Annotated in this window: 18 protein-coding genes and 1 tRNA gene; 9 read left to right on the top strand and 10 right to left on the bottom strand. The window is 66.9% G+C overall.

The features are described from left to right. Positions 1–3: 3 nt before the first annotated feature. From QXH22_RS16585 to QXH22_RS16570, 4 genes are all read right to left on the bottom strand, one after another. Positions 4–954 (bottom strand): ABC transporter permease, encoded by a 951-nt coding sequence (locus QXH22_RS16585; protein ID WP_306276327.1) that lies wholly within the window; start codon positions 952–954, stop codon positions 4–6. Then, the gene (locus QXH22_RS16580; protein ID WP_306248706.1) at positions 951–1,691 is read right to left on the bottom strand and encodes an ABC transporter permease; all 741 of its coding nucleotides are present in this window, start codon (positions 1,689–1,691) and stop codon (positions 951–953) included. Before QXH22_RS16580 ends, QXH22_RS16585 begins: the two co-directional genes overlap by 4 nt. A gap of 279 nt (positions 1,692–1,970) precedes the next feature. Next, complete coding sequence (locus QXH22_RS16575) at positions 1,971–3,842, bottom strand: family 2A encapsulin nanocompartment cargo protein cysteine desulfurase (RefSeq protein ID WP_306276326.1); 1,872 nt, start codon at positions 3,840–3,842, stop codon at positions 1,971–1,973. Beyond that, on the bottom strand, positions 3,829–4,764 hold the full coding sequence (locus QXH22_RS16570; RefSeq protein WP_306276325.1) for a family 2A encapsulin nanocompartment shell protein: 936 nt from the start codon (positions 4,762–4,764) through the stop codon (positions 3,829–3,831). The genes QXH22_RS16575 and QXH22_RS16570 overlap by 14 nt, the downstream gene beginning before the upstream one ends. 344 nt (positions 4,765–5,108) lie before the next feature. On the opposite strand from QXH22_RS16570, the gene QXH22_RS16565 reads away from it, so the two are divergent. The 6 genes from QXH22_RS16565 (at position 5,109) to QXH22_RS16540 (ending at position 9,504) form a co-directional block, all read left to right on the top strand. Beyond that, positions 5,109–6,386, top strand: a complete 1,278-nt coding sequence (locus QXH22_RS16565) for a thioester domain-containing protein (RefSeq protein WP_306276324.1) — start codon at positions 5,109–5,111, stop codon at positions 6,384–6,386. Further along, the gene (gene cysK, locus QXH22_RS16560) at positions 6,383–7,315 is read left to right on the top strand and encodes a cysteine synthase A (protein WP_306276323.1); all 933 of its coding nucleotides are present in this window, start codon (positions 6,383–6,385) and stop codon (positions 7,313–7,315) included. Before QXH22_RS16565 ends, cysK begins: the two co-directional genes overlap by 4 nt. A gap of 2 nt (positions 7,316–7,317) precedes the next feature. Beyond that, positions 7,318–8,025, top strand: a complete 708-nt coding sequence (cysE, locus tag QXH22_RS16555; RefSeq protein WP_306276322.1) for a serine O-acetyltransferase — start codon at positions 7,318–7,320, stop codon at positions 8,023–8,025. A gap of 43 nt (positions 8,026–8,068) precedes the next feature. Further along, positions 8,069–8,488 (top strand): thioredoxin family protein, encoded by a 420-nt coding sequence (locus tag QXH22_RS16550; protein ID WP_306276321.1) that lies wholly within the window; start codon positions 8,069–8,071, stop codon positions 8,486–8,488. A gap of 22 nt (positions 8,489–8,510) precedes the next feature. Beyond that, a complete protein-coding gene (locus QXH22_RS16545) occupies positions 8,511–8,963 on the top strand; it encodes a DUF4395 domain-containing protein (protein ID WP_306276320.1) in 453 nt (150 codons plus the stop codon). 235 nt (positions 8,964–9,198) lie between these two features. Further along, complete coding sequence (locus QXH22_RS16540) at positions 9,199–9,504, top strand: ANTAR domain-containing protein (RefSeq protein ID WP_306276319.1); 306 nt, start codon at positions 9,199–9,201, stop codon at positions 9,502–9,504. An 11-nt stretch (positions 9,505–9,515) separates the two neighbouring features. Here QXH22_RS16540 and QXH22_RS16535 read toward each other — a convergent pair. Continuing rightward, positions 9,516–9,588, bottom strand: a tRNA-Asn gene (locus QXH22_RS16535). 176 nt (positions 9,589–9,764) lie between these two features. On the opposite strand from QXH22_RS16535, the gene QXH22_RS16530 reads away from it, so the two are divergent. Next, positions 9,765–10,046, top strand: coding sequence for a hypothetical protein (locus tag QXH22_RS16530; protein WP_306248541.1), 282 nt, complete (start codon positions 9,765–9,767; stop codon positions 10,044–10,046). 3 nt (positions 10,047–10,049) lie between these two features. Here QXH22_RS16530 and dnaG read toward each other — a convergent pair whose 3' ends face one another. Continuing rightward, positions 10,050–12,026 carry a DNA primase gene (gene dnaG, locus QXH22_RS16525; protein ID WP_306248539.1) on the bottom strand — a complete coding sequence of 659 codons (1,977 nt, stop codon included), beginning with the start codon at positions 12,024–12,026 and terminating at the stop codon, positions 10,050–10,052. 9 nt (positions 12,027–12,035) lie between these two features. Further along, the gene (locus QXH22_RS16520) at positions 12,036–13,310 is read right to left on the bottom strand and encodes a deoxyguanosinetriphosphate triphosphohydrolase (RefSeq protein WP_306248537.1); all 1,275 of its coding nucleotides are present in this window, start codon (positions 13,308–13,310) and stop codon (positions 12,036–12,038) included. A gap of 157 nt (positions 13,311–13,467) precedes the next feature. On the opposite strand from QXH22_RS16520, the gene QXH22_RS16515 reads away from it, so the two are divergent. Both QXH22_RS16515 and QXH22_RS16510 read left to right on the top strand, forming a co-directional pair. Next, positions 13,468–14,421 (top strand): esterase family protein, encoded by a 954-nt coding sequence (locus QXH22_RS16515; protein WP_306276318.1) that lies wholly within the window; start codon positions 13,468–13,470, stop codon positions 14,419–14,421. A 55-nt stretch (positions 14,422–14,476) separates the two neighbouring features. Then, positions 14,477–16,480: a TPM domain-containing protein gene (locus tag QXH22_RS16510; protein ID WP_306276317.1), complete on the top strand. Its 2,004-nt coding sequence runs from the start codon at positions 14,477–14,479 to the stop codon at positions 16,478–16,480. A gap of 152 nt (positions 16,481–16,632) precedes the next feature. On the opposite strand, the gene QXH22_RS16505 is transcribed toward QXH22_RS16510, so the two are convergent. The 3 genes from QXH22_RS16505 to QXH22_RS16495 form a co-directional block, all read right to left on the bottom strand. Continuing rightward, positions 16,633–16,917: a WXG100 family type VII secretion target gene (locus tag QXH22_RS16505; RefSeq protein WP_065142966.1), complete on the bottom strand. Its 285-nt coding sequence runs from the start codon at positions 16,915–16,917 to the stop codon at positions 16,633–16,635. A gap of 61 nt (positions 16,918–16,978) precedes the next feature. Further along, positions 16,979–17,275 (bottom strand): type VII secretion system ESX-5 protein EsxJ, encoded by a 297-nt coding sequence (esxJ, locus tag QXH22_RS16500; RefSeq protein ID WP_306248531.1) that lies wholly within the window; start codon positions 17,273–17,275, stop codon positions 16,979–16,981. A 129-nt stretch (positions 17,276–17,404) separates the two neighbouring features. Continuing rightward, on the bottom strand, positions 17,405–17,734 hold the full coding sequence (locus QXH22_RS16495) for a hypothetical protein (RefSeq protein ID WP_371934244.1): 330 nt from the start codon (positions 17,732–17,734) through the stop codon (positions 17,405–17,407). Between the last annotated feature and the right edge of the window lie 249 nt (positions 17,735–17,983).

The raw sequence follows: 17,983 nt of genomic DNA, 5'->3' as shown, positions 1-17,983 counted from the left end.
GCGTCAGCCCGACAGGTTGAAGTTGCCGTGCTGCCCGTAGACGGACAGCGAAATCATCAGGCAGACAAAGGCGGTGACGATCATCGATGACCGCACCGAGCGACCGACCGCCTCACCCACGCCGGCCGGGCCACCCGACGCGGTGAACCCGTAGTAGGTGTGTACGACCATCACCCCGGTGGCCATCGTCAGCGCCGACAGGAACGACCACAACAGATCGTTCGGGTGCAGGAACGTGGCGAAGTAGTGCTCGTAGACGCCGCGGGACTGGCCGTACACGGAGATCGTCAGGAATTTCGCCGCGATGAACGACATGAGCACGGCGACCGCATAGAGCGGAATCACCACCAGGACACCGGCGATGATGCGCGTCGACGCCAGGTAGGTGATGGCGCGAATGCCCATCACTTCCAGCGCGTCGATCTCTTCGTTGATTCGCATAGCGCCCAGTTGCGCGGTGGCGCCGGCACCGATGGTGGCCGCCAGCGCGAGGCCGGCCGTGCAGGGTGCGATCATCCGCACGTTCAGGAATGCCGAAAGGAAACCGGTCAGCGCTTCGACGCCGATGTTGGAGAGCGTGTCGTAACCCTGCACCGCGACCAGGGCGCCGGTGGTCAACGTCAAAAAGCCGATGATGCCGACGGTTCCGCCTATCACCGCCAATGCGCCGGTGCCCATACCCATTTCAGCGATCAGGCGCAGGAGTTCGCCCGGATAGCGGCGTACCGCCTCACCGATGTTGAGCAGGGCACGTCCGTAGAAGGCGGTCTGCTCGCCCAACTTGCGGGTCGAATCGGTCAGCCGGGGTCCCAGCGTTGACCACCATGACGGTTCGTCGACGAGTGCGGTCGTCTGCCGGCGCTGGCCGCCGTTGACCGGCGGGCGTGACTCCCACTTCTGGGGCCGTGCCCCCATGGCACCGCTGCGCTCGGCACCGTCGATCGTGGCGCTCATCTGGCGGTCACCTTCACACCGAGCGCCGTGGTCAGAATGTTGATGAAGAACAAAGCCATGAACGAGAACACCACCGTCTCGTTGACGGCGCTCCCCACGCCCGCGGGCCCGCCGCCGACCGAGAGGCCTTTGTAGCAGGCGATCAGGCCCGCGGAAATTCCGAACAACGTCGCCTTGATCAACGAGATCACCACCTGAGGCAGCCCGGTGAGCAGCGTCATACCGGCGACGAATGCCCCCGGCGTGACGTGCTGGACGAAGACGACGAAGACATAGCTGCCGGCCAGACCGGTGACCGCGACCACCGAATACAGCAGCACCGCAACGAAGGTGGCGGCGATGACGCGTGGAACCACCAGTGCCTGAATCGGGTTGACGCCGATCACCTTCATCGCGTCGATTTCCTCGCGGATGGTGCGCGCACCCAGGTCGGCACACATCGCCGTGGACCCAGCCCCTGAGACGACCATCGCCGTGACCACCGGCCCCACCTGCGTCACCGACGCAAGCCCCGCCCCGGCACCCGAAAGATCGCCGGCACCGATTTCGACGAGCAGGATGTTCAGCACGAACACGATGAGCACCGTGTAGGGAATCGACAGCATGATGGTCGGGAAAATGGAAACGCGCGCGACGAACCAAATCTGCTCGAGAATCTCGCGCCAAGCCCACGGCCGTCGCACCATGACCACGAACGTTTCGGCGCAGAGCTTGAAGAAATCACCCAGCGCGGTCATCGGCTTTGCGATGACCGATGTCGATGTCGTCACGTTCTGCACCCCCCCGGGTAAATCCACAGCTGCATCAGGCTCATAACGATCCCGTTACACCGGCATTACGAATAAAATCGCAATGCCTCGTAATCCCCTGCCCCACAACAGCTTTACCGCATTCGAAGCCGGGGCCACGCCGCGCCGCCTGAATGCAGATAGAAACACGACGCCAGCTTACGAACACCGCGAATCGGTTCCCAGCTTTGGAATCAGCCGGAAAACAACTGTGGGGGCGCGTGCGAATTAGCCTACGTTCGCGCCGCCTTCGGCAATGCGGCGCACCGCGCGCAGAAACACGTCGATCTCCGCAAAGGTGTTGTAGAACGCGAATGAAGGGCGAACGGTCGCTTCCAGACCATAGCGTCGCAAGATCGGTTGCGCACAGTGATGCCCGGCCCGCACCGCAATGCCCTCGGCATTGAGCGCCTTGCCGACCTCGAGCGGCTCGTGCCCGGCCAGCACGAAAGACAGCACGCTGGCCTTCTCATCCGCCGTACCCACCAGTCGCACCCCGGGGATGTCCGCCAGCCGCGGCGTCGCGTACTCCAGCAAGGCGTGCTCATAGGCCGCGATGCGCTCGATACCCACCTTTTCGACGTAGCGCAGCGCCTCGCCCAGCCCCACAGCATCGGCGATGTTGCCGGTGCCGGCCTCGAACTTGTTGGGCAGTCCCTGATACAGCGAACGTTCCAGCGTGACGTCGGCGATCATGTTGCCCCCGCCCTGCCATGGCGGCGTCTCGGCCAGCGCCTCTTCACTGCCGTACAGCACACCGATGCCGGTGGGGCCGTAGATCTTGTGTCCGGAGAACACGAAGAAGTCGACACCGAGCCCGGCGACGTCGATCGGCAGGTGCGGAATCGACTGTGCGCCATCGATGAGGACCCGCGCGCCGTAGCGGTGACCCAGCTGCACGATCTTCTCGACCGGGGTCACGGTGCCCAAAGCGTTCGAAACCTGAGTGGCGGCAACGAGTTTGGTCCTCGGACCGAGCAGGTCCTCGAACTCCGACAGCAACAGGTTGCCGGCCTCGTCCACCGGGGCGACCTTCAGGACCGCACCGGTCTGCTGCGAAATCAACTGCCAGGGAACGATGTTCGCGTGGTGCTCCAAGTGGGTGATGACAATCTCGTCACCAGGTTTCAGGTGCTTGCCGCCCCAGGCGTAGGCCACCAGGTTGATCGCCTCAGTGGTGCCCCGCACGAAGATGTTCTGTTCGGACTTCGCCGCCCCGATATACCGCCGGACTGTGTCGCGGGCTTCCTCGTAGGCGTCCGTGGCCCGCGCCGCCAGCTCGTGTGCGGCGCGGTGAATGTTGGAGTTCTCGTGGGTATAGAAGTACGCCAGCCGATCGATCACCGCTTGCGGCTTCTGGGTGGTGGCGGCGTTGTCGAACCAGATCAGCGGCTTTCCGTTGACCGTCTCCTTCAGGATCGGGAAGTCGGCCCGAATCGCGTTGACATCGAACACCTCATGGTCGTCGGGCACCCGCGGCACCGGCTCCGATAACAGGAAGTGGTAGTTGGCCTCATCGCCGGTCCGTTCCACGGTGGGCGCATCAGACCAGCCCAGATCGGCGACCGACGGAGCCTCCCCCGGCCACCCCGGCGCCGACCCCCGCGGCGCCACCGGCGTGGTGGGCGGCGCGCCGGCCAGCACCCCGGGAATCGTCGGCACGATCCCCGATGCCGGCACCGCGAAGACGCTGAGATCGGCGGGCAGGAACGGATCTGCCACCGACGCGCCAGCTTGCGCCGCCGCGGGCGCGGCGGTGGTGTCCGGGACGTTCCCGCGCGGTGCCACCGGCACCGTCTCCGGCGGCACGGCCTCCGGACCGGGGGACGACGGTGCGGGGAGATAAATATCGGAGACGCCGATGAAGGGAACCGGGTTCGGCAGCGGATCGGACGTCCCGAAGGCCGCCGCGCCCGCGGACGTCGCGGCCGTGGTGTCCGGTACGTTCCCGCGGGGCGCCACCGGCACCGCCTGCGGCGGGCTGTCCGGGCCCGGCCGGATGCTCGCCGCGTAGAGCTGACTGGCCAGCGCCGCGAGTTCTGCCGCGCTGACTGGCAGGTCGCTCTCGGCGTCTAGCGAACGGTGCTCACTTGTACTCATGGAACTGGTCCACCGCGACGTCGTCGAGCACAGCGAGAGCATCGTCGGTGAGCACGGCCAGAGATGTGTAGAGCGTGACCAGGTAGGTCGCGATCGCCGACTTGTTGATACCGGTGAAGCGCACCGACAGGCCGGGCGCCTGCTCTCCGACCAGGCCCGGCTGGAACAGGCCCACCACGCCCTGGCGCTCCTCCCCGGTGCGCACCAGGATGATCTTCGTCTTGCCGTCTTCTACCGGCACCTTGTCGGACGGGATGATCGGGATGCCCCGCCAGGTGATGAACTGCGCGCCGAACAGGCTGACGACCACCGGGGGAACGCCGCGGTAGGTGGCCTCGCGGCCGAACGCCGCCACACCGAGGGGGTGGGTCAGGAAGAAGCTCGGCGTCTTCCAGACCTTGGTGATCAGCGCGTCGAGGTCATCGGGCGTGGGCGCGCCGCCCAGCGTCTGGAAGGTCTGCTCGGGCGCCGCCTGCGCCAACAGCCCGTATTCGGGATTGTTCACCAGTTCGGACTCTTGACGCTCTTTGATGGTCTCGATGGTCAGCCGCAACTGCTGGGCGATCTGGTCGTGCGGGCTGGAGTACAGGTCGGACACCCGGGTATGGACGTCCAGCAAGGTGGAGATGGTGCGCAGGGTGTACTCACGCGGGCTGGTCTCGTAGTCGACGTAGGTCTCGGGCAGCGGCTCGTCGATGCTGGCCCCGGCTTCGGCTTTGACCGCGACCTGCTCGGGATTGATCACGCGGTTCACGCGGTAGATACCGGCCTCCACCGGCACCCAACTCAGCAGGTGCAACAGCCAGCGCGGCGTAATCGTGGAAAGCTGCGGGACGGTCTTGGTGGCGTTGGCGAGCTGGCGGGCCGCCAGGTCACCGAGCGCCTGCGACTCGTTCTGCGACCCTTGAGCTGATGAGGTCATCATCGTCCTTTCCCTGCATGGGCGAACCTGCGACGGGTACCGGGCGAAGCCATCATGCCCCACCGGTTGCGAAAGTGCCCGCCGAGCCTACGCAGGCGATTGCGCACCCGCCAAGAATTAAAAACGGGGCTGAGCAGAACCGTCACATTTCACCGATGCCTTATAGTGGACGGCATGCAACAGGCCGTCCAGCTGCGCTTTGACTCCACGCGCTGTTCCGCCGTGAACTGTTGTTGTTGTTGTTCCTGTTGATTCCTGACGAATTCTGACCGTCCAGTAATCACCGCGCCCCCCATTTTCGGGTGTCGTTGCGCGCTATCTGCCTCCAGGAAGAGCAACCGTCCATGACCGTTTTATCCATACCCAGCCGTACTTCGGCGCCGGTGGCGACCCGCCAGCGCGTGCGGGTGCGGCCGGCCACCGAACCGCCCCGCATGACCCGGTACCGCGGCGGTACCTATTCCCACACGGTCGACAGGGTGGTGTTCACCGACGGCACCTCCGCCCGTACCGACCTCATCAGGCTCAATCCCAACCTGCAGGCGTACTCGCTGGATTTCGCCGGCATCGCGCCGCACCACCCGTCGCCCTACCGGGTGGGCACCTGGGCGGCACTGCCGCATCTGAGCACCCGCGGGTGCGAAGCCGAGGTGGAATGGATCCTGCGGCACTCCTTCCCGATGCGGTCGACGGTGGAGCTCAGCCGGCGACTTCGGCAGGCCGGCTATCCGCTGGGGTCATCGAACATCGCCGAGCACGAAGCCATCGCAGGCACCCAGGCCGCGATCTGGCACTTCACCAACGGCCTGGACCTGGACACCCGCCCCCTGCATGCTCCTGTCGCGGTGCACCGCGGACCCGGCGTACTCACCTTCGAATTCGACGGGCAACCACAACTCGGGGGCTACTCGCTGTGGTCGTCCTCGGACGCGCACGTCAGCGTCCGGCTGCAGAAGTCCTCCGACGGCGTCACCTGGCACGACGTGTCGGGCTCGCACCTCGCCATCGACGCCGGCAAGGGCCGCTACCAGCGCACGCTGGGCGTGGGGAGCACCGTGTCCAGCAGCAGCCACGGCCGGGGAGCCCGCGGCTACCGGTACTACCGACTCATCAGCGCCGAGAACGCACCCGCCATCGATCACGTCGACTTCTGGCTGACCGGCACCGGGCATTACCGCAACGCCGACCGGATCGTGCACCTTTACAACTACCTGCTGGCCGGCGCGTACACCTCCCAGCGCACCTCCAGAGATGCCCTACTGCACGGCGCGGCGGTGGCCGACTCCGAGCTCGTCGGGCCTTTCCAGGCCCGCGTTCCGCTGACGCTCGGACCGGTCGCCGACCCTCAGGTGGTCGACGCCGACGGAGGCACGATTACGGGCGCGATCAAGCCGGGCACCGACTTCTACCTACGTTTCACTCCGGGCAGCCCGGGAATAACCCTGACGGCAACCACGTCCCACCTTCTGAGTGGACGAGTCGTAACCGGGGTGGCATTAGCGGGGCCATCCCACCGCCTGACACCGGTTGCTCTCACCACCCCTACGCACGTGACAATTGAGTTCGACATCACCTGGGATGCCGACCAGCCCTGCCCCGACGTCGTTGGAGAATGTGGATGACCATCGCGGAGAACATCACCCAACTGATCGGCAACACGCCGCTGGTCCGGCTGCGCCGGGTCACCGATGGCGCGGTGGCCGACGTGGTCGCCAAGCTCGAATCGTTCAATCCCGGCGGCAGTGTGAAGGACCGCATCGGGGTAGCCATGATCGACGCCGCCGAGAAGGCCGGCCTGATCAAGCCGGACACCATCATCGTCGAACCCACCAGCGGGAACACCGGCATCGCGCTGGCCATGGTGGCTGCCGCACGCGGCTACAAGTGCGTGCTGACCATGCCGGAAACGATGAGCAACGAACGGCGGATTCTACTGCGCGCCTACGGCGCCGAACTGGTGCTGACCCCCGGACCCGAAGGCATGGCCGGTGCCATCGCAAAGGCCGAGGAACTGGCCAAGAGCGACGAGCGCTACTTCATGCCGCAGCAGTTCGAGAACCCGGCCAACCCGGCCGTCCACGCGGTGACCACCGCCGAAGAGATCTGGAAGGACACCGACGGCAAGATCGACATCTTCGTGTCGGGGGTCGGAACGGGCGGCACCATCACCGGGGTCGCGCAAACCATCAAGGAACGCAAGCCCTCGGTGCAGTTCGTCGCCGTGGAACCTTCGGCCTCGCCGGTACTGTCCGGCGGCCAGAAGGGACCACACCCCATCCAGGGCATCGGTGCCGGGTTCATTCCGCCGGTGCTGGACATGGGTCTGGTCGACGAGGTCGTCACCGTCGAGAACGAAGAGGCGCTGGCCCTGGCCCGGAGGCTGGCCGCCGAGGAGGGATTGCTGGTCGGCATCTCGTCAGGAGCTGCCGTGGCGGCCGCTCTGGAAGTGGCCCGGCGGCCCGAGAACGCCGGAAAGCTCGTCGTGGTCATCCTGCCCTCGTCCGGTGAGCGCTATCTGAGCACCGTGCTGTTCTCCGATCTGAGCGACTAGCCATGCTGGATGCCATACGGCGCGACATCCGAGTGGCCCGGGAGCGGGATCCGGCCGAACCCACGGCGTGGGAGGTGATCCTCACCTACCCAGGCGTGCACGCGGTCTGGGGACACCGGATCAGCCACTGGTTGTGGCGGCGCGGTGCCCGGCTGGCCGCCCGGGCGCTGGGCGAGCTCACCCGGATCCTGACCGGCGTCGACATCCACCCGGGAGCCAAGATCGGGCCTGGGTTGTTCATCGACCACGCCACCGGCGTGGTGATCGGGGAAACCGCCGAAGTCGGCGAAGACGTCACTATCTTCCACGGCGTCACCCTCGGGGGCACCGGCCGAGACCGAGGCAAACGGCACCCCACCATCGGGGACCGGGTCACCATCGGCGCGGGCGCCAAGGTGCTGGGCGCGATCAAGATCGGCGACGACAGCCGGATCGGCGCCAACTCCGTCGTCGTCAAGGAGGTGCCGGCCAGCGCCGTCGTCGTCGGTGTTCCCGGGCAGATCGTCAGCCGTCCCGGACCGGCCAGCGAGGACGAGTTAAAGCTGCCTGACCTGGTGGGCGTCAGCCTGAAATCGCTGCTCACCCGGGTGGCCCGGCTGGAGGGCGGCCGGTCCGATACGCCGAACGGCCAGCAGCCGGGCGCGTCGGCCGACCGCGTCATCCGGCCGCCCGAGGCGGGCGTCTGGTACGGCGAGGACTTCTCCATCTAGTCCGTCTAGCAAATATCGGTTCGAGAAAAGTGTTGGTGCGCTCGTGAGTTCTGTCGTCATCGCCGGACTGGCCATTGCCGCGGCATTGGTTGCCGCCTGCCTGATCGGCTGCGTGATCAACCAGCGCTCCGGCGTGCTGCGTGACGCGAAGGCCGGTGCCGAGCAGGACAACTCCGATCTGGGCTTGTCCGAGACCGGTCCGACCGTGCTGCATTTCAGCGCCGACTGGTGTGGACCGTGTGCCGCGGTGCGCCGTGTGGTCGACCAGGTGTGCGCCGATCTACCCGACGTTGCCCACATCGAAGTGGACATCGACGCGAACCCGGCGGCCGCCAAGCGCCTGTCGGTGCTGTCGCTGCCCACCACCTTCATTTTCGACGCGCAGGGCCGGCAGCGTTATCGCAGCGCCGGCGTCCCCAAAGCCGCCGACCTGCAGGCGGCGCTGCAACCACTTAGGGTCTGAACTTCAGCGAGAGGAGCAGTTGATGTCATCGGATATCAACCAGGTAGACGTCCGGGGACCACGCTTCGCGGCGTGGGTCACCACCACCGTGCTGGTGGTGACGCTAGTAGTGTCGGTAGTCAGCTACCGCGCCGCGGCCGTGATCCTGGCCGCTCAGGCCGTGGTCTTCGCGATCAGCGCCGTACGAGGACCCCGCAACAGTCCGTACGGGTTGCTGTTCGCCAAGCTGGTGGCTCCGCGGCTGAGCCCGGTCAGCGAGCGCGAGCCGGTGGCGCCGCTGAAGTTCGCCCAGCTGGTCGGGCTGATCTTCGCCTTCGTCGGGGTGTTCGGTTTCGCCGCCGGGCTGCAACTCGTCGGCGCGGTCGCGACCGCTTTCGCCCTGTTCGCCGCCTTCCTCAACGCCGCCTTCGGCATCTGCCTGGGCTGCCAGATGTACCCGCTGGTCGCCCGATTCCGGCGGGCTCCCGCAGCCTGACGGCGCGAATCTCGCAGCGCGAGCACCGCAACGGGTTTCGCAAGGGTAAAACCTCTTGCGAGCCAAACACATTGAACGTAGCCGCCGCGTGGGCCCGATGCCTTATGGTGGAATGATGCCGGGGGCCCACCTACCGCTCTGTTGTCTGCCGATCACCTGACGCAATTCAGCGAAACGTCTAACACGTTGCACCGCAACGTATTCGCTGACTCCATCAACGACAGGACATCGAGACATGAGCGAAGCTCCCCCAGACCAGCTTCAGACCACGCGGGTGATCGACACGGCCGTGGGCATCCTAGTGGGCTGGCGCCGCTGCAGCACCCAATCGGCGTTCCGCGAGCTCCTGAGCGCCAGCGAGCGCCAGCAGGTGCCGCTGTTCGCGATGGCCGGGGCACTGGTCAATCTGGCCGGCCGGCACGCCAACGCCCAGACCGCCGGGGTGGCTGCAGAGCGGGGCGCCCAGCGCGAGTGGGGCGAGGAATTTCTGACGGAAGCCGGCGCCGCTGCCAAGCAGCGACCGGTCAACAGGTGGCTGTGAAGCCACGCCGGCTCCCCCGGAAGGACTCGAACCTTCAACCCTTCGGTTAACAGCCGAATGCTCTGCCAGTTGAGCTACAGGGGACTATCAGTCCAGCGAACGCTGGTGCTGACCGCGGGACGACTCTAGCGTACTGGTTGCGCCCGCAGTCAACCGGCACCAGCTGAGCCGTTTCGGGCCCGGAGCCCGGATCGGGCACGCCACTTTCCGGATGGATAGGGCAGGATGGAACGAACGCACTTCTTCTCGGAGGGATCGCTTTGATCGGGTATGTCGCCGTGTTGGGCGTGGGCTACGTGCTGGGCACCAAGGCCGGGCGCCGCCGCTATGAACAGATCGTCGGCACCTACCGCGCGCTCACCGGCAGCCCCGTCGCCAGATCGATGATCGAAGGAGGCCGTCGCAAGATCGCGAACCGGATCTCCCCCGACACGGGCTTTGTGACGCTGACCGAGATCGACAGCCAGACCGCAGTCGTCGAACGCCAAGTGGGCGACCTGGACGTCGATGCGGTCCAGCCGCCGGTGCGGGCCTCGCGCTGAGCCTCAGGCAGTGAGGTCGTTGCCGCTGGCCTGTTCCAGCAGGCTGCGCCGGTAGGCCTCCATCGCGACCAGGTCGCCGAACAACGCGTGGTACTCGTCGCCCTGCTCGATCGGCGACATGCGCTGCAGCTTGGACTTGACCTCGGCGATCTGGCGGCCCATCCACACCTCCTGCAGCCGCGCCAGCACCCCGGAGATATACCGCGGCAGCTGCTCGTCCTCGGCCCGGATCACCTCGACACCCAGCTCGCTCACCAGACCCGCGGTGAGCGCCGAGTTCGTGTGCTGGCGGACGATGTCCAGCCATTGCGCACCGCTGACCCCGGCCGACGTGCCGCCGGCGGCCTCGATGGCCGCCCGCACGGCCGCATAGCCGGGGTGGGTGAAGCTCTCGACCGTCAGGGTGTCGAACACGGGCCCGGCCAGGGCCGGGAACTGCAGAGCCGATTTGAGGGCCTCACGCTGCGGCCACAGCGTCGGGTCACGCGGGTCGGGGCGGGCGGCGGCGGCCGCTGCGGCGACGGCCTCAGGCGCGGCCTGAGCGGGCTGCTGCGCGCCGCGCCGCGGTGTCCTGCCGCCGGAAACCTGCTGCCCGGCGCCCGCCGTCTTCTTCGCCTGGCTGCGCACCCGGTCGACAACCTGCGCGACGTCATCCCAGCCGACCCAGCCGGCCAGCTGACGGGCGTACTCGTCGCGCAGGGTCGAGTCCTTGATCTGACTCACCATCGGCACGCACCGGCGCAAGGCGGCCACCCGGCCCTCGGCGCTGTCCAGGTCGAGTTCCCCGAGCGCGGTGCGAATCGCGAACTCGAACAACGGCGTTCGCCGGGCCACCAGGTCGCGCAGCGCGCCGTCGCCGGACTTCAGGCGCAGGTCGCACGGATCCATCCCGTCGGGCGCCACGGCCACGAACGACTGGCCGGCCAGGTTCTGCTCACCGTCGAATGCCTTGAGCGCGGCAGCCTTGCCCGCTTCGTCGCCGTCGAAAACGTAGATCAGCTCGCCGCGGAAGAAACTGTCGTCCATCATCAACCGGCGCAGCATCGCCAGGTGGTCTTCGCCGAACGCGGTACCGCACGATGCCACCGCGGTGGTCACCCCGGCCATGTGCATCGCCATCACGTCGGTGTAACCCTCGACGACCACCGCCTGGTGGCCCTTGGCGATGTCGCGTTTGGCCAGGTCGATCCCGAACATCACTTGCGACTTCTTGTAGAGCAGCGTCTCGGGGGTGTTGACGTACTTGGCTTCCATCGGGTCGTCGTCGAACAGCCGCCGCGCCCCGAACCCGATCACCTCACCCGACGAGGTGCGGATGGGCCACAGCAGCCGCCGGTGGAAGCGGTCCATCGGGCCCCGGCGGCCCTGCCGGGAAAGGCCGGCGGCTTCCAGTTCTTTGAACTCAAAACCCTTGCGCTGCAGGTGTTTTGTCAGGGTCTCCCAACCCGACGGCGCGAAGCCGCAGCCGAACCGGCGGGCGGCCTCGGCGTCGAAGCTGCGATCGGTCAGATACTTGCGGGCCGGTGCGGCCTCGTCGGACTGCAGCGCCTGCGCGTAGAACTCGGCGGCGGCCGCGTTGGCTGCGATCAGCCGGCTGCGGCTGCCCCGGTCGCGCTGCACGCTGGTGGCCGATCCGGTGTAGCTGATGGTGTGCCCGATCCGGTCGGCCAGCAGTTCGACCGCCTCCACGAAGCTCACATGTTCGATCTTCTGGATGAAGGCGTACACGTCGCCGCCTTCGCCGCAGCCGAAGCAGTGGAAGTGGCCGTGATTGGGCCGGACGTGGAACGAGGGTGACTTCTCGTTGTGAAAAGGGCACAGGCCCTTCATCGAGTCGGCACCGGCACGGCGCAACTGGACGTAGTCACCGACGACGTCTTCGATCCGGGCGCCCTCCCGGATGGCGGCGATGTCGCGATCGGAGATCCTCGACCGGCCCCCGCCACGGCCCGCATCCCTTGCACCCGCCGGACTCGACACGGGCTCAGTCTAGGCCGTGAACCCGCCGAGTTGGCCGGCGTCGATCCGTTCCAGCCGCCCCTCGGTGTAGGACGCGATCTGGTCGACGACGACCCGCAGCCGCGCACCGTCGTCGGTGGCGGCGTTGAACGCCGCCGCGAACACCGGATCGAGGGTGTGCGGGGCGCCGGCGTGCAGCCAGTGCGCCACGCGGTGGATGCGTTCGCGCTGTTCAGCTTGTGTTTCGAGGTGCCGCGGGTCCGACATGATGAACTGCAGTGCCAGGATCTTCAGCAGCGCCACCTCGGCGCGCACCATGTCCGGCACTTGCAGATCGGCCTGGTAGCGGACCAACGGCCCCGGGCCGGATGCCGCGCGAGTGGTGGCGATTGCGGCGGTGGCGAACCGGCCGACCAGCTCGCTGGTCAACCGTTTGAGCGCGACGGCGGCCGTCAGCGTCGCGTCGTACTTACCGACCGAGGCAACCACCGGCAGTCCCGACAGCCGTTGCGCCGCCTGAACGAGATCGTCGGCCTTGAGCCGCGGGAACTCGCTCTCCCCCAGCTTGGCCAGCGCGGCCGCCTCGTTCTCGTCGGCCAGCACGCGCAGGTCGATCCGCTCGGACACGACCCCGTCTTCGACGTCGTGCACCGAGTAGGCGACATCGTCGGCCCAATCCATCACCTGCGCCTCCAGGCAGGTCCGACGCGCGGGGGCACCGTGACGCACCCAGTCGGCGGCCGCGCGGTCGTCGTCGTAGAAACCGAACTTGCGCTCGCCTTCGGTCCGCGGCCACGGATACTTGGTCACCGCATCCAGGGCCGCGCGCGTCAGGTTCAAGCCGGCGCTGCGTCCTTGTGCGTCAAGCACTTTGGGCTCAAGGCTGGTGAGGATGCGGAAGTTCTGCGCATTGCCCTCGAAACCACCGTAGGCGGCGGCGACTTCGTTGAGCGCCCGCTCGCCGTTGTGCCCGTACGGCGGGTGACCGATGTCGTGGGCCAGGCCCGCCAGTTCGACCAGGTCCAGATCGCAACCCAGCGGGATCGCCATGCCGCGCCCGATCTGGGCTACCTCCAGGGAGTGGGTGAGCCGGGTGCGCGGAGTGTCGCCCTCGCGGGGCCCGACGACCTGAGTTTTGTCGGCCAGCCGGCGCAGCGCCGCGCTGTGCAGCACCCGCGCCCGGTCACGCGCGAAGTCGGTGCGGTGTTGACCTTCGGTACCCGGCAGACCCGCGGTTTTCGGCGCTTCGAGTACCCGCCGCGCGCGGTCGAATTCGTCGTAGGGGTCGTGCTGATCGGTGCTCACCGACCCACAGTCTGCCAGGGCGAACCCGGCCGGGTGTGTCCCGCGCCGCCCGCCCGTGTCGGCGGCGGTTAGAGCACCTGGTTGTGGGTATCAACTCGATCACTGGGTCGGATCCAGGCTGGGCGAAAGCCGACGCAGGTGGCGACAGGAGTTACATATGTACACGAGCAAAAGACGCTGGATGCGACGGCTGGCCACGGCCGGCATCGCAGCCGCAGCACTACCAGGGCTACTGGGCATCACCGGCAACGAACCGGCCGCCCGGGCCGCCGCGCCCGAATTCCTGCAGGTCCCGTCGGCGGCGATGGGTCGGGACATCACCGTCGAGTTCCAGCAGGGCGGGGCGCCGGCGGTCTACCTTCTGGACGGCTTACGTGCGCGCGACGACCGCAACGGCTGGGACATCGAAACGAACGCGTTCGACGAGTACCTGGGATCGGGCATGTCGGTGGTCATGCCGGTCGGCGGTCGATCCAGCTTCTACGCCGACTGGTACGGGTCGGCCAATGGCGCGACCTACAAGTGGGAGACATTCCTGACCAGTGAGCTGCCCGGCTACCTGGCGGGCAAGGGCGTCCGCTCGACCCGCAACGCGGTGGTCGGTGTGTCGATGTCGGGGTCCTCGGCGCTGATCCTGGCCGCCTACCATCCCGGGCAGTTCGCCTACGCCAGCGCGCTGTCGGCCTACCTGACCCCGTCCAGCGGCAACGGGCCCACCCTGATCAAGCTGGCAATGAACGACGAAGGCGGCTACAACCCCGAGGACATGTGGGGACCGTCCGGTGGTCCGGGCTGGCAGCGCCACGATCCCACCGTGCAGGCCGGCAGGCTGGCCGGCAACAACACGCGGCTGTGGATCTACAGCGGCAACGGCACCCCGTCGGAGTTGGGCGGCGGAGGCGGCAGCTTGCCGGGCCAGATCATCGAGCAGGTGGTGCTGCAGAGCAACGTCGACTTCAAGAACGCCTACAACGCGGCCGGTGGCCACAATGCGACGTTCAACATCGACGGCAGCGGCCAGCACGGCTGGGGTTATTGGAATGCGCAGTTGGTGGCCATGAAGGGCGACATGCAGCGCACCCTGGGTGCCGGCGGGGGCGGACCGGCCTGACGGTCTTCCACACCGCGGTCACCGCACCGCGCTTCCCCGACGTTTAATTAGCGGTATGCGCATTGCTCGCCTGATCGGCGTGTTCCTGACGATGGTGACGGTCGCGCTCGGCGGGGGGACGCTGTTGGCGCCCCCCGCTGTGGCGCAACCCCCGCTGCGGTTGGCGGACTACCTCACCGACAACGCGGGAGTGCTCGGCGATTCCGATCGCGCCGCCGTCACCGCGGCCGTGGACAAGCTCTACGCCAGTCGGCACATCCGCCTTTGGGTGGTCTATGTCGACAACTTCTCCGGGGCAAGCGCGGAGAACTGGGGTCAGCGCACCTTCCGGACCAGCGAGCTGGGCAACTACGACGCGCTGCTGGCGGTGTCCACCGGCGGGCGGGCGTACTCATTTCTGGTGCCCAACGGGATGCAGGGCGTCACCCCGAGTCAGGTAGACAGCCTGCGGCACAACCAGATCGAACCCGCGCTGCGCAATGCCCAGTGGAGCGCCGCGGCCATCGCCGCGGCACAGGGACTCGATCAGACGCCGAGCTCGACCGGCCGCTATCTGCTGCTGGGGGCGCTGGGCCTCATCGTTCTGGCCGTGGTGATCCTGCTGCTGGTGATGCGCCGTCGCGCACGCCGCCGGCGCGCCAACGCCGTCGCCGCCGCCCGGCGGGTCGACCCCACGGACGCGACGGCGCTGGCCGCGGTCCCGCTGGACATCCTCGACGACTTGTCCCGAAGCAAGGTTGTGGAGGTCGACAACGCGGTGCGCACCAGCTCCAACGAGCTCGCGCTGGCGATCGAGGAATTCGGGGAGGAACGGACCGATGCCTTCATCCAGGCCGTGAACAAAGCGAAAGCCGCTCTGGCGCAGGCCTTCACGGTGCGCCAGCAACTCGACGACAGCATGCCCGAGACACCGGCGCAGCGCCGCGAACTGCTCACCCGGGTGATCGTGTCGGCGGCAAATGCCGACCGCGAACTGGAATCACAGACCGAGGCGTTCGAGCAGCTGCGCGATCTGGTGATCAACGCCCCGTCCCGGCTCGATGCGCTGACCCAGCAGTTCGTCGAACTCACCGCCCGGATCGACCCTGCGGAACGACACCTGGCCCAGCTGCACAACGAATTCGGTGCTACCGCTTTGACGTCCGTCTCGGCGAACGTGAGCACCGCCCGAGAGCGGCTGGAGTTCGCCGACCGCAACATCGGCGCCGCCCGTGAGTTGGCCGGCCAGGCCGTCGCCGGGCAGCAGAGTCGCCTGGTGGACGCGGTCCGCGCCGCCGAATCCGCTCTGGGGCAGGCACGCTCGCTACTCGACGCGGTCGACAGCGCAGCCGACGACATCCAGCACGCCGTGGCGAACCTGCCGTCGGTCCTGACGGACATCCAGGCAGCCATCAAGCGCGCCAACGAGCAGCTACAGAAGACTCAGAGCAACCAGTCGGCGCACACCGGTGAGCTGATAGCCGCACGCGACGCCGCCGCGCGCGCTCTGGACAGCTCGGGCGGCGGCCGCAGCGCCGCCGACCCACTGGGCGTATTTGCCCGGTTGTCCAAGGCCGACGCGGAGCTCAACCAGATGCTGACCACTGTCGCGCAGGAGCAGGCGAACGCCGAACGGCTGAGACGGTCCTTGGAGCAGGCGCTGTTCACCGCCGAGTCGAGGGTCCATGCGGTATCGGAGTACATCGACACCCGCCGCGGCAGCATCGGGCCGGAAGCCCGTACCCGGCTGGCCGAGGCCAAGCGTCAGCTCGAGGCCGCTCACGCCCGGAAGTCGAACAATCTGCCCGAAGCCATCGCATACGCCAACGGCGCTTCGACGCTGGCCGCGCAGGCTCAGTCACTGGCCAATGCCGACGTCCAGGCGGCGCAGCGCGCCTATGCCCATCGCGGCGACGGCGACACCGGCGCCATGCTCGGCGGCATCATTATCGGCGACCTGCTCAGCGGCGGCCTGCGAGGTGGCTTCGGAGGCTGGAGCCCGACATCGTTCGGCGGGTCGTCGGGTTCTTCGGGTGGATCATCCGGCGGTGGGTTCATGGGTGGCGGCGGGCGGTTCTGAGCCCGCACCCCGAGACGGTAGGCCCGCACCCTGAGCACAAAAAAACTGCGCACGCCCACCGCAGGGTAGGCGTGCGCAGTCTTGTTCAGTTCAAGTGGCCCGCGACAGGCGCACCGGCGTACCGATGCGCCGCCGCGAACCGAGAACTTCTCTCAGGCCCAGCTGGACCCGACGGCGCTGTCGGTCTGCGCCATGTTGTTGCCGGCGCTCTGGACCTTCTGGCCGTGAGCGTTGGCCTGCTCGTAGATCACCTGGAAGTTACGGCCCAACTGGGCGATGAACTCCTGGCAAGCCACCGAACCGGCGCCGCCCCAGAAGTCACCGGCAGCCAGCACATCGCGAACGATGGCCTGGTGCTCGGCCTCCAAGTTGGCGGCCTGGGCGCGGATCAGCGCGCCATGCGCGTCGACGTCACCGAACTGGTAGTTAATGGTCATTGAACTGGTCTCCTTAGTTTGTGAAAGTTTTTAAGCTGCAGCGGCTTTCGCCGCCATCTGGCTAGCTGCTGAGGATCTGCTGCGAAGCCTGCTCTTGCTGCTCGTAGTTGTTGGCGTCGCGGACGAGTCCGTCACGCACTCCGTGCAGCATGTTCACAATGTTGCGGAAGGCCTGGTTCATCTGGCCCATCGTGTCCAGCGAGGTCGCCTGAGCCATACCGCTCCAGCCGGCGCCGGCGATGTTCTGCGAGGACGCCCACATGCGACGGGCCTCGTCCTCAACGGTCTGGGCGTGCACTTCGAAGCGGCCCGCCATGTCCCGCATAGCGTGCGGGTCGGTCATAAAGCGTGTTGCCATCTTGGCTATCTCCTTTGGGTTCGTGGATGTGTTGCTAGAAACTCAACCAGTTTGATTGATGTGATCACCGGGCCCGGACTTTCCGGATCCGCTAATCACCCGTAAACATCGACAGTCTTTCCCTTTCTCTCATCCGGCTGCCGGCGAATGCGGGACCACGCTACTTCCGCGTGGCATCTCGAAACGAGGTTCAGCGTTCTCCGCTTCCCACTGTTTCCACTCCGCCCATTCATCCCACTCGTCGTTGGCCGGTTCGATCGGTTCCGGATCGACCGCACCTGGCACCGCGACGACGTCCTCGACACCTGATTCAGACTCCTTCGACCAGTGGTCGTAGTCGTCTGGTGGAACTGCCGTGCCCCAGCTGAGCGGAACGGATAGTCCGCCTAGCATGCCCGACTCGCCCCGTTTCGCCGCCACAGAATCGGGCGGCAAGGGCGGACCAAGAGGCAAAAGCACGCCTGTCCCCTTTCAGTGCCGATCTCAACTTCTTCGTGCTCCATGGTAGATACCCGAGCCCCAGCATCGTAAGACAATCCGGCAACAAAAATCCCCCAAATCCAGGAATTCACCGTCGCTCAGGCGCCGTATCCGCTCTGGTCACGGTTTTCCGCAGGATCCGCCCCGAGGTGTGGACACCTGTCAACTTCATATCTGGCTGAGCCGAACACGTGTGCGGCCCGGTTCGGGCCGTCTCCGAGCTCTGCC

Source organism: Mycobacterium sp. TY814, from assembly GCF_030755175.1.
Classification (GTDB): Bacteria; Actinomycetota; Actinomycetes; order Mycobacteriales; family Mycobacteriaceae; genus Mycobacterium.
The sequence above is the reverse complement of the archived record's forward strand: the minus strand, read 5'-3'. Positions and strand labels throughout refer to the sequence as shown.

Coding starts and splice junctions, on each gene's coding strand:
- QXH22_RS16540 (WP_306276319.1), top strand. CDS start 9,199: ATGAGCGAAGCTCCCCCAGACCAGCTTCAGACCACGCGGGTGATCGAC.
- QXH22_RS16545 (WP_306276320.1), top strand. CDS start 8,511: ATGTCATCGGATATCAACCAGGTAGACGTCCGGGGACCACGCTTCGCG.
- QXH22_RS16505 (WP_065142966.1), bottom strand. CDS start 16,917: ATGACCATTAACTACCAGTTCGGTGACGTCGACGCGCATGGCGCGCTG.
- QXH22_RS16570 (WP_306276325.1), bottom strand. CDS start 4,764: ATGACCTCATCAGCTCAAGGGTCGCAGAACGAGTCGCAGGCGCTCGGT.
- QXH22_RS16565 (WP_306276324.1), top strand. CDS start 5,109: ATGACCGTTTTATCCATACCCAGCCGTACTTCGGCGCCGGTGGCGACC.
- cysE (WP_306276322.1), top strand. CDS start 7,318: ATGCTGGATGCCATACGGCGCGACATCCGAGTGGCCCGGGAGCGGGAT.
- cysK (WP_306276323.1), top strand. CDS start 6,383: ATGACCATCGCGGAGAACATCACCCAACTGATCGGCAACACGCCGCTG.
- QXH22_RS16575 (WP_306276326.1), bottom strand. CDS start 3,842: ATGAGTACAAGTGAGCACCGTTCGCTAGACGCCGAGAGCGACCTGCCA.
- QXH22_RS16515 (WP_306276318.1), top strand. CDS start 13,468: ATGTACACGAGCAAAAGACGCTGGATGCGACGGCTGGCCACGGCCGGC.
- QXH22_RS16580 (WP_306248706.1), bottom strand. CDS start 1,691: ATGACCGCGCTGGGTGATTTCTTCAAGCTCTGCGCCGAAACGTTCGTG.
- esxJ (WP_306248531.1), bottom strand. CDS start 17,275: ATGGCAACACGCTTTATGACCGACCCGCACGCTATGCGGGACATGGCG.
- QXH22_RS16585 (WP_306276327.1), bottom strand. CDS start 954: ATGAGCGCCACGATCGACGGTGCCGAGCGCAGCGGTGCCATGGGGGCA.
- QXH22_RS16510 (WP_306276317.1), top strand. CDS start 14,477: ATGCGCATTGCTCGCCTGATCGGCGTGTTCCTGACGATGGTGACGGTC.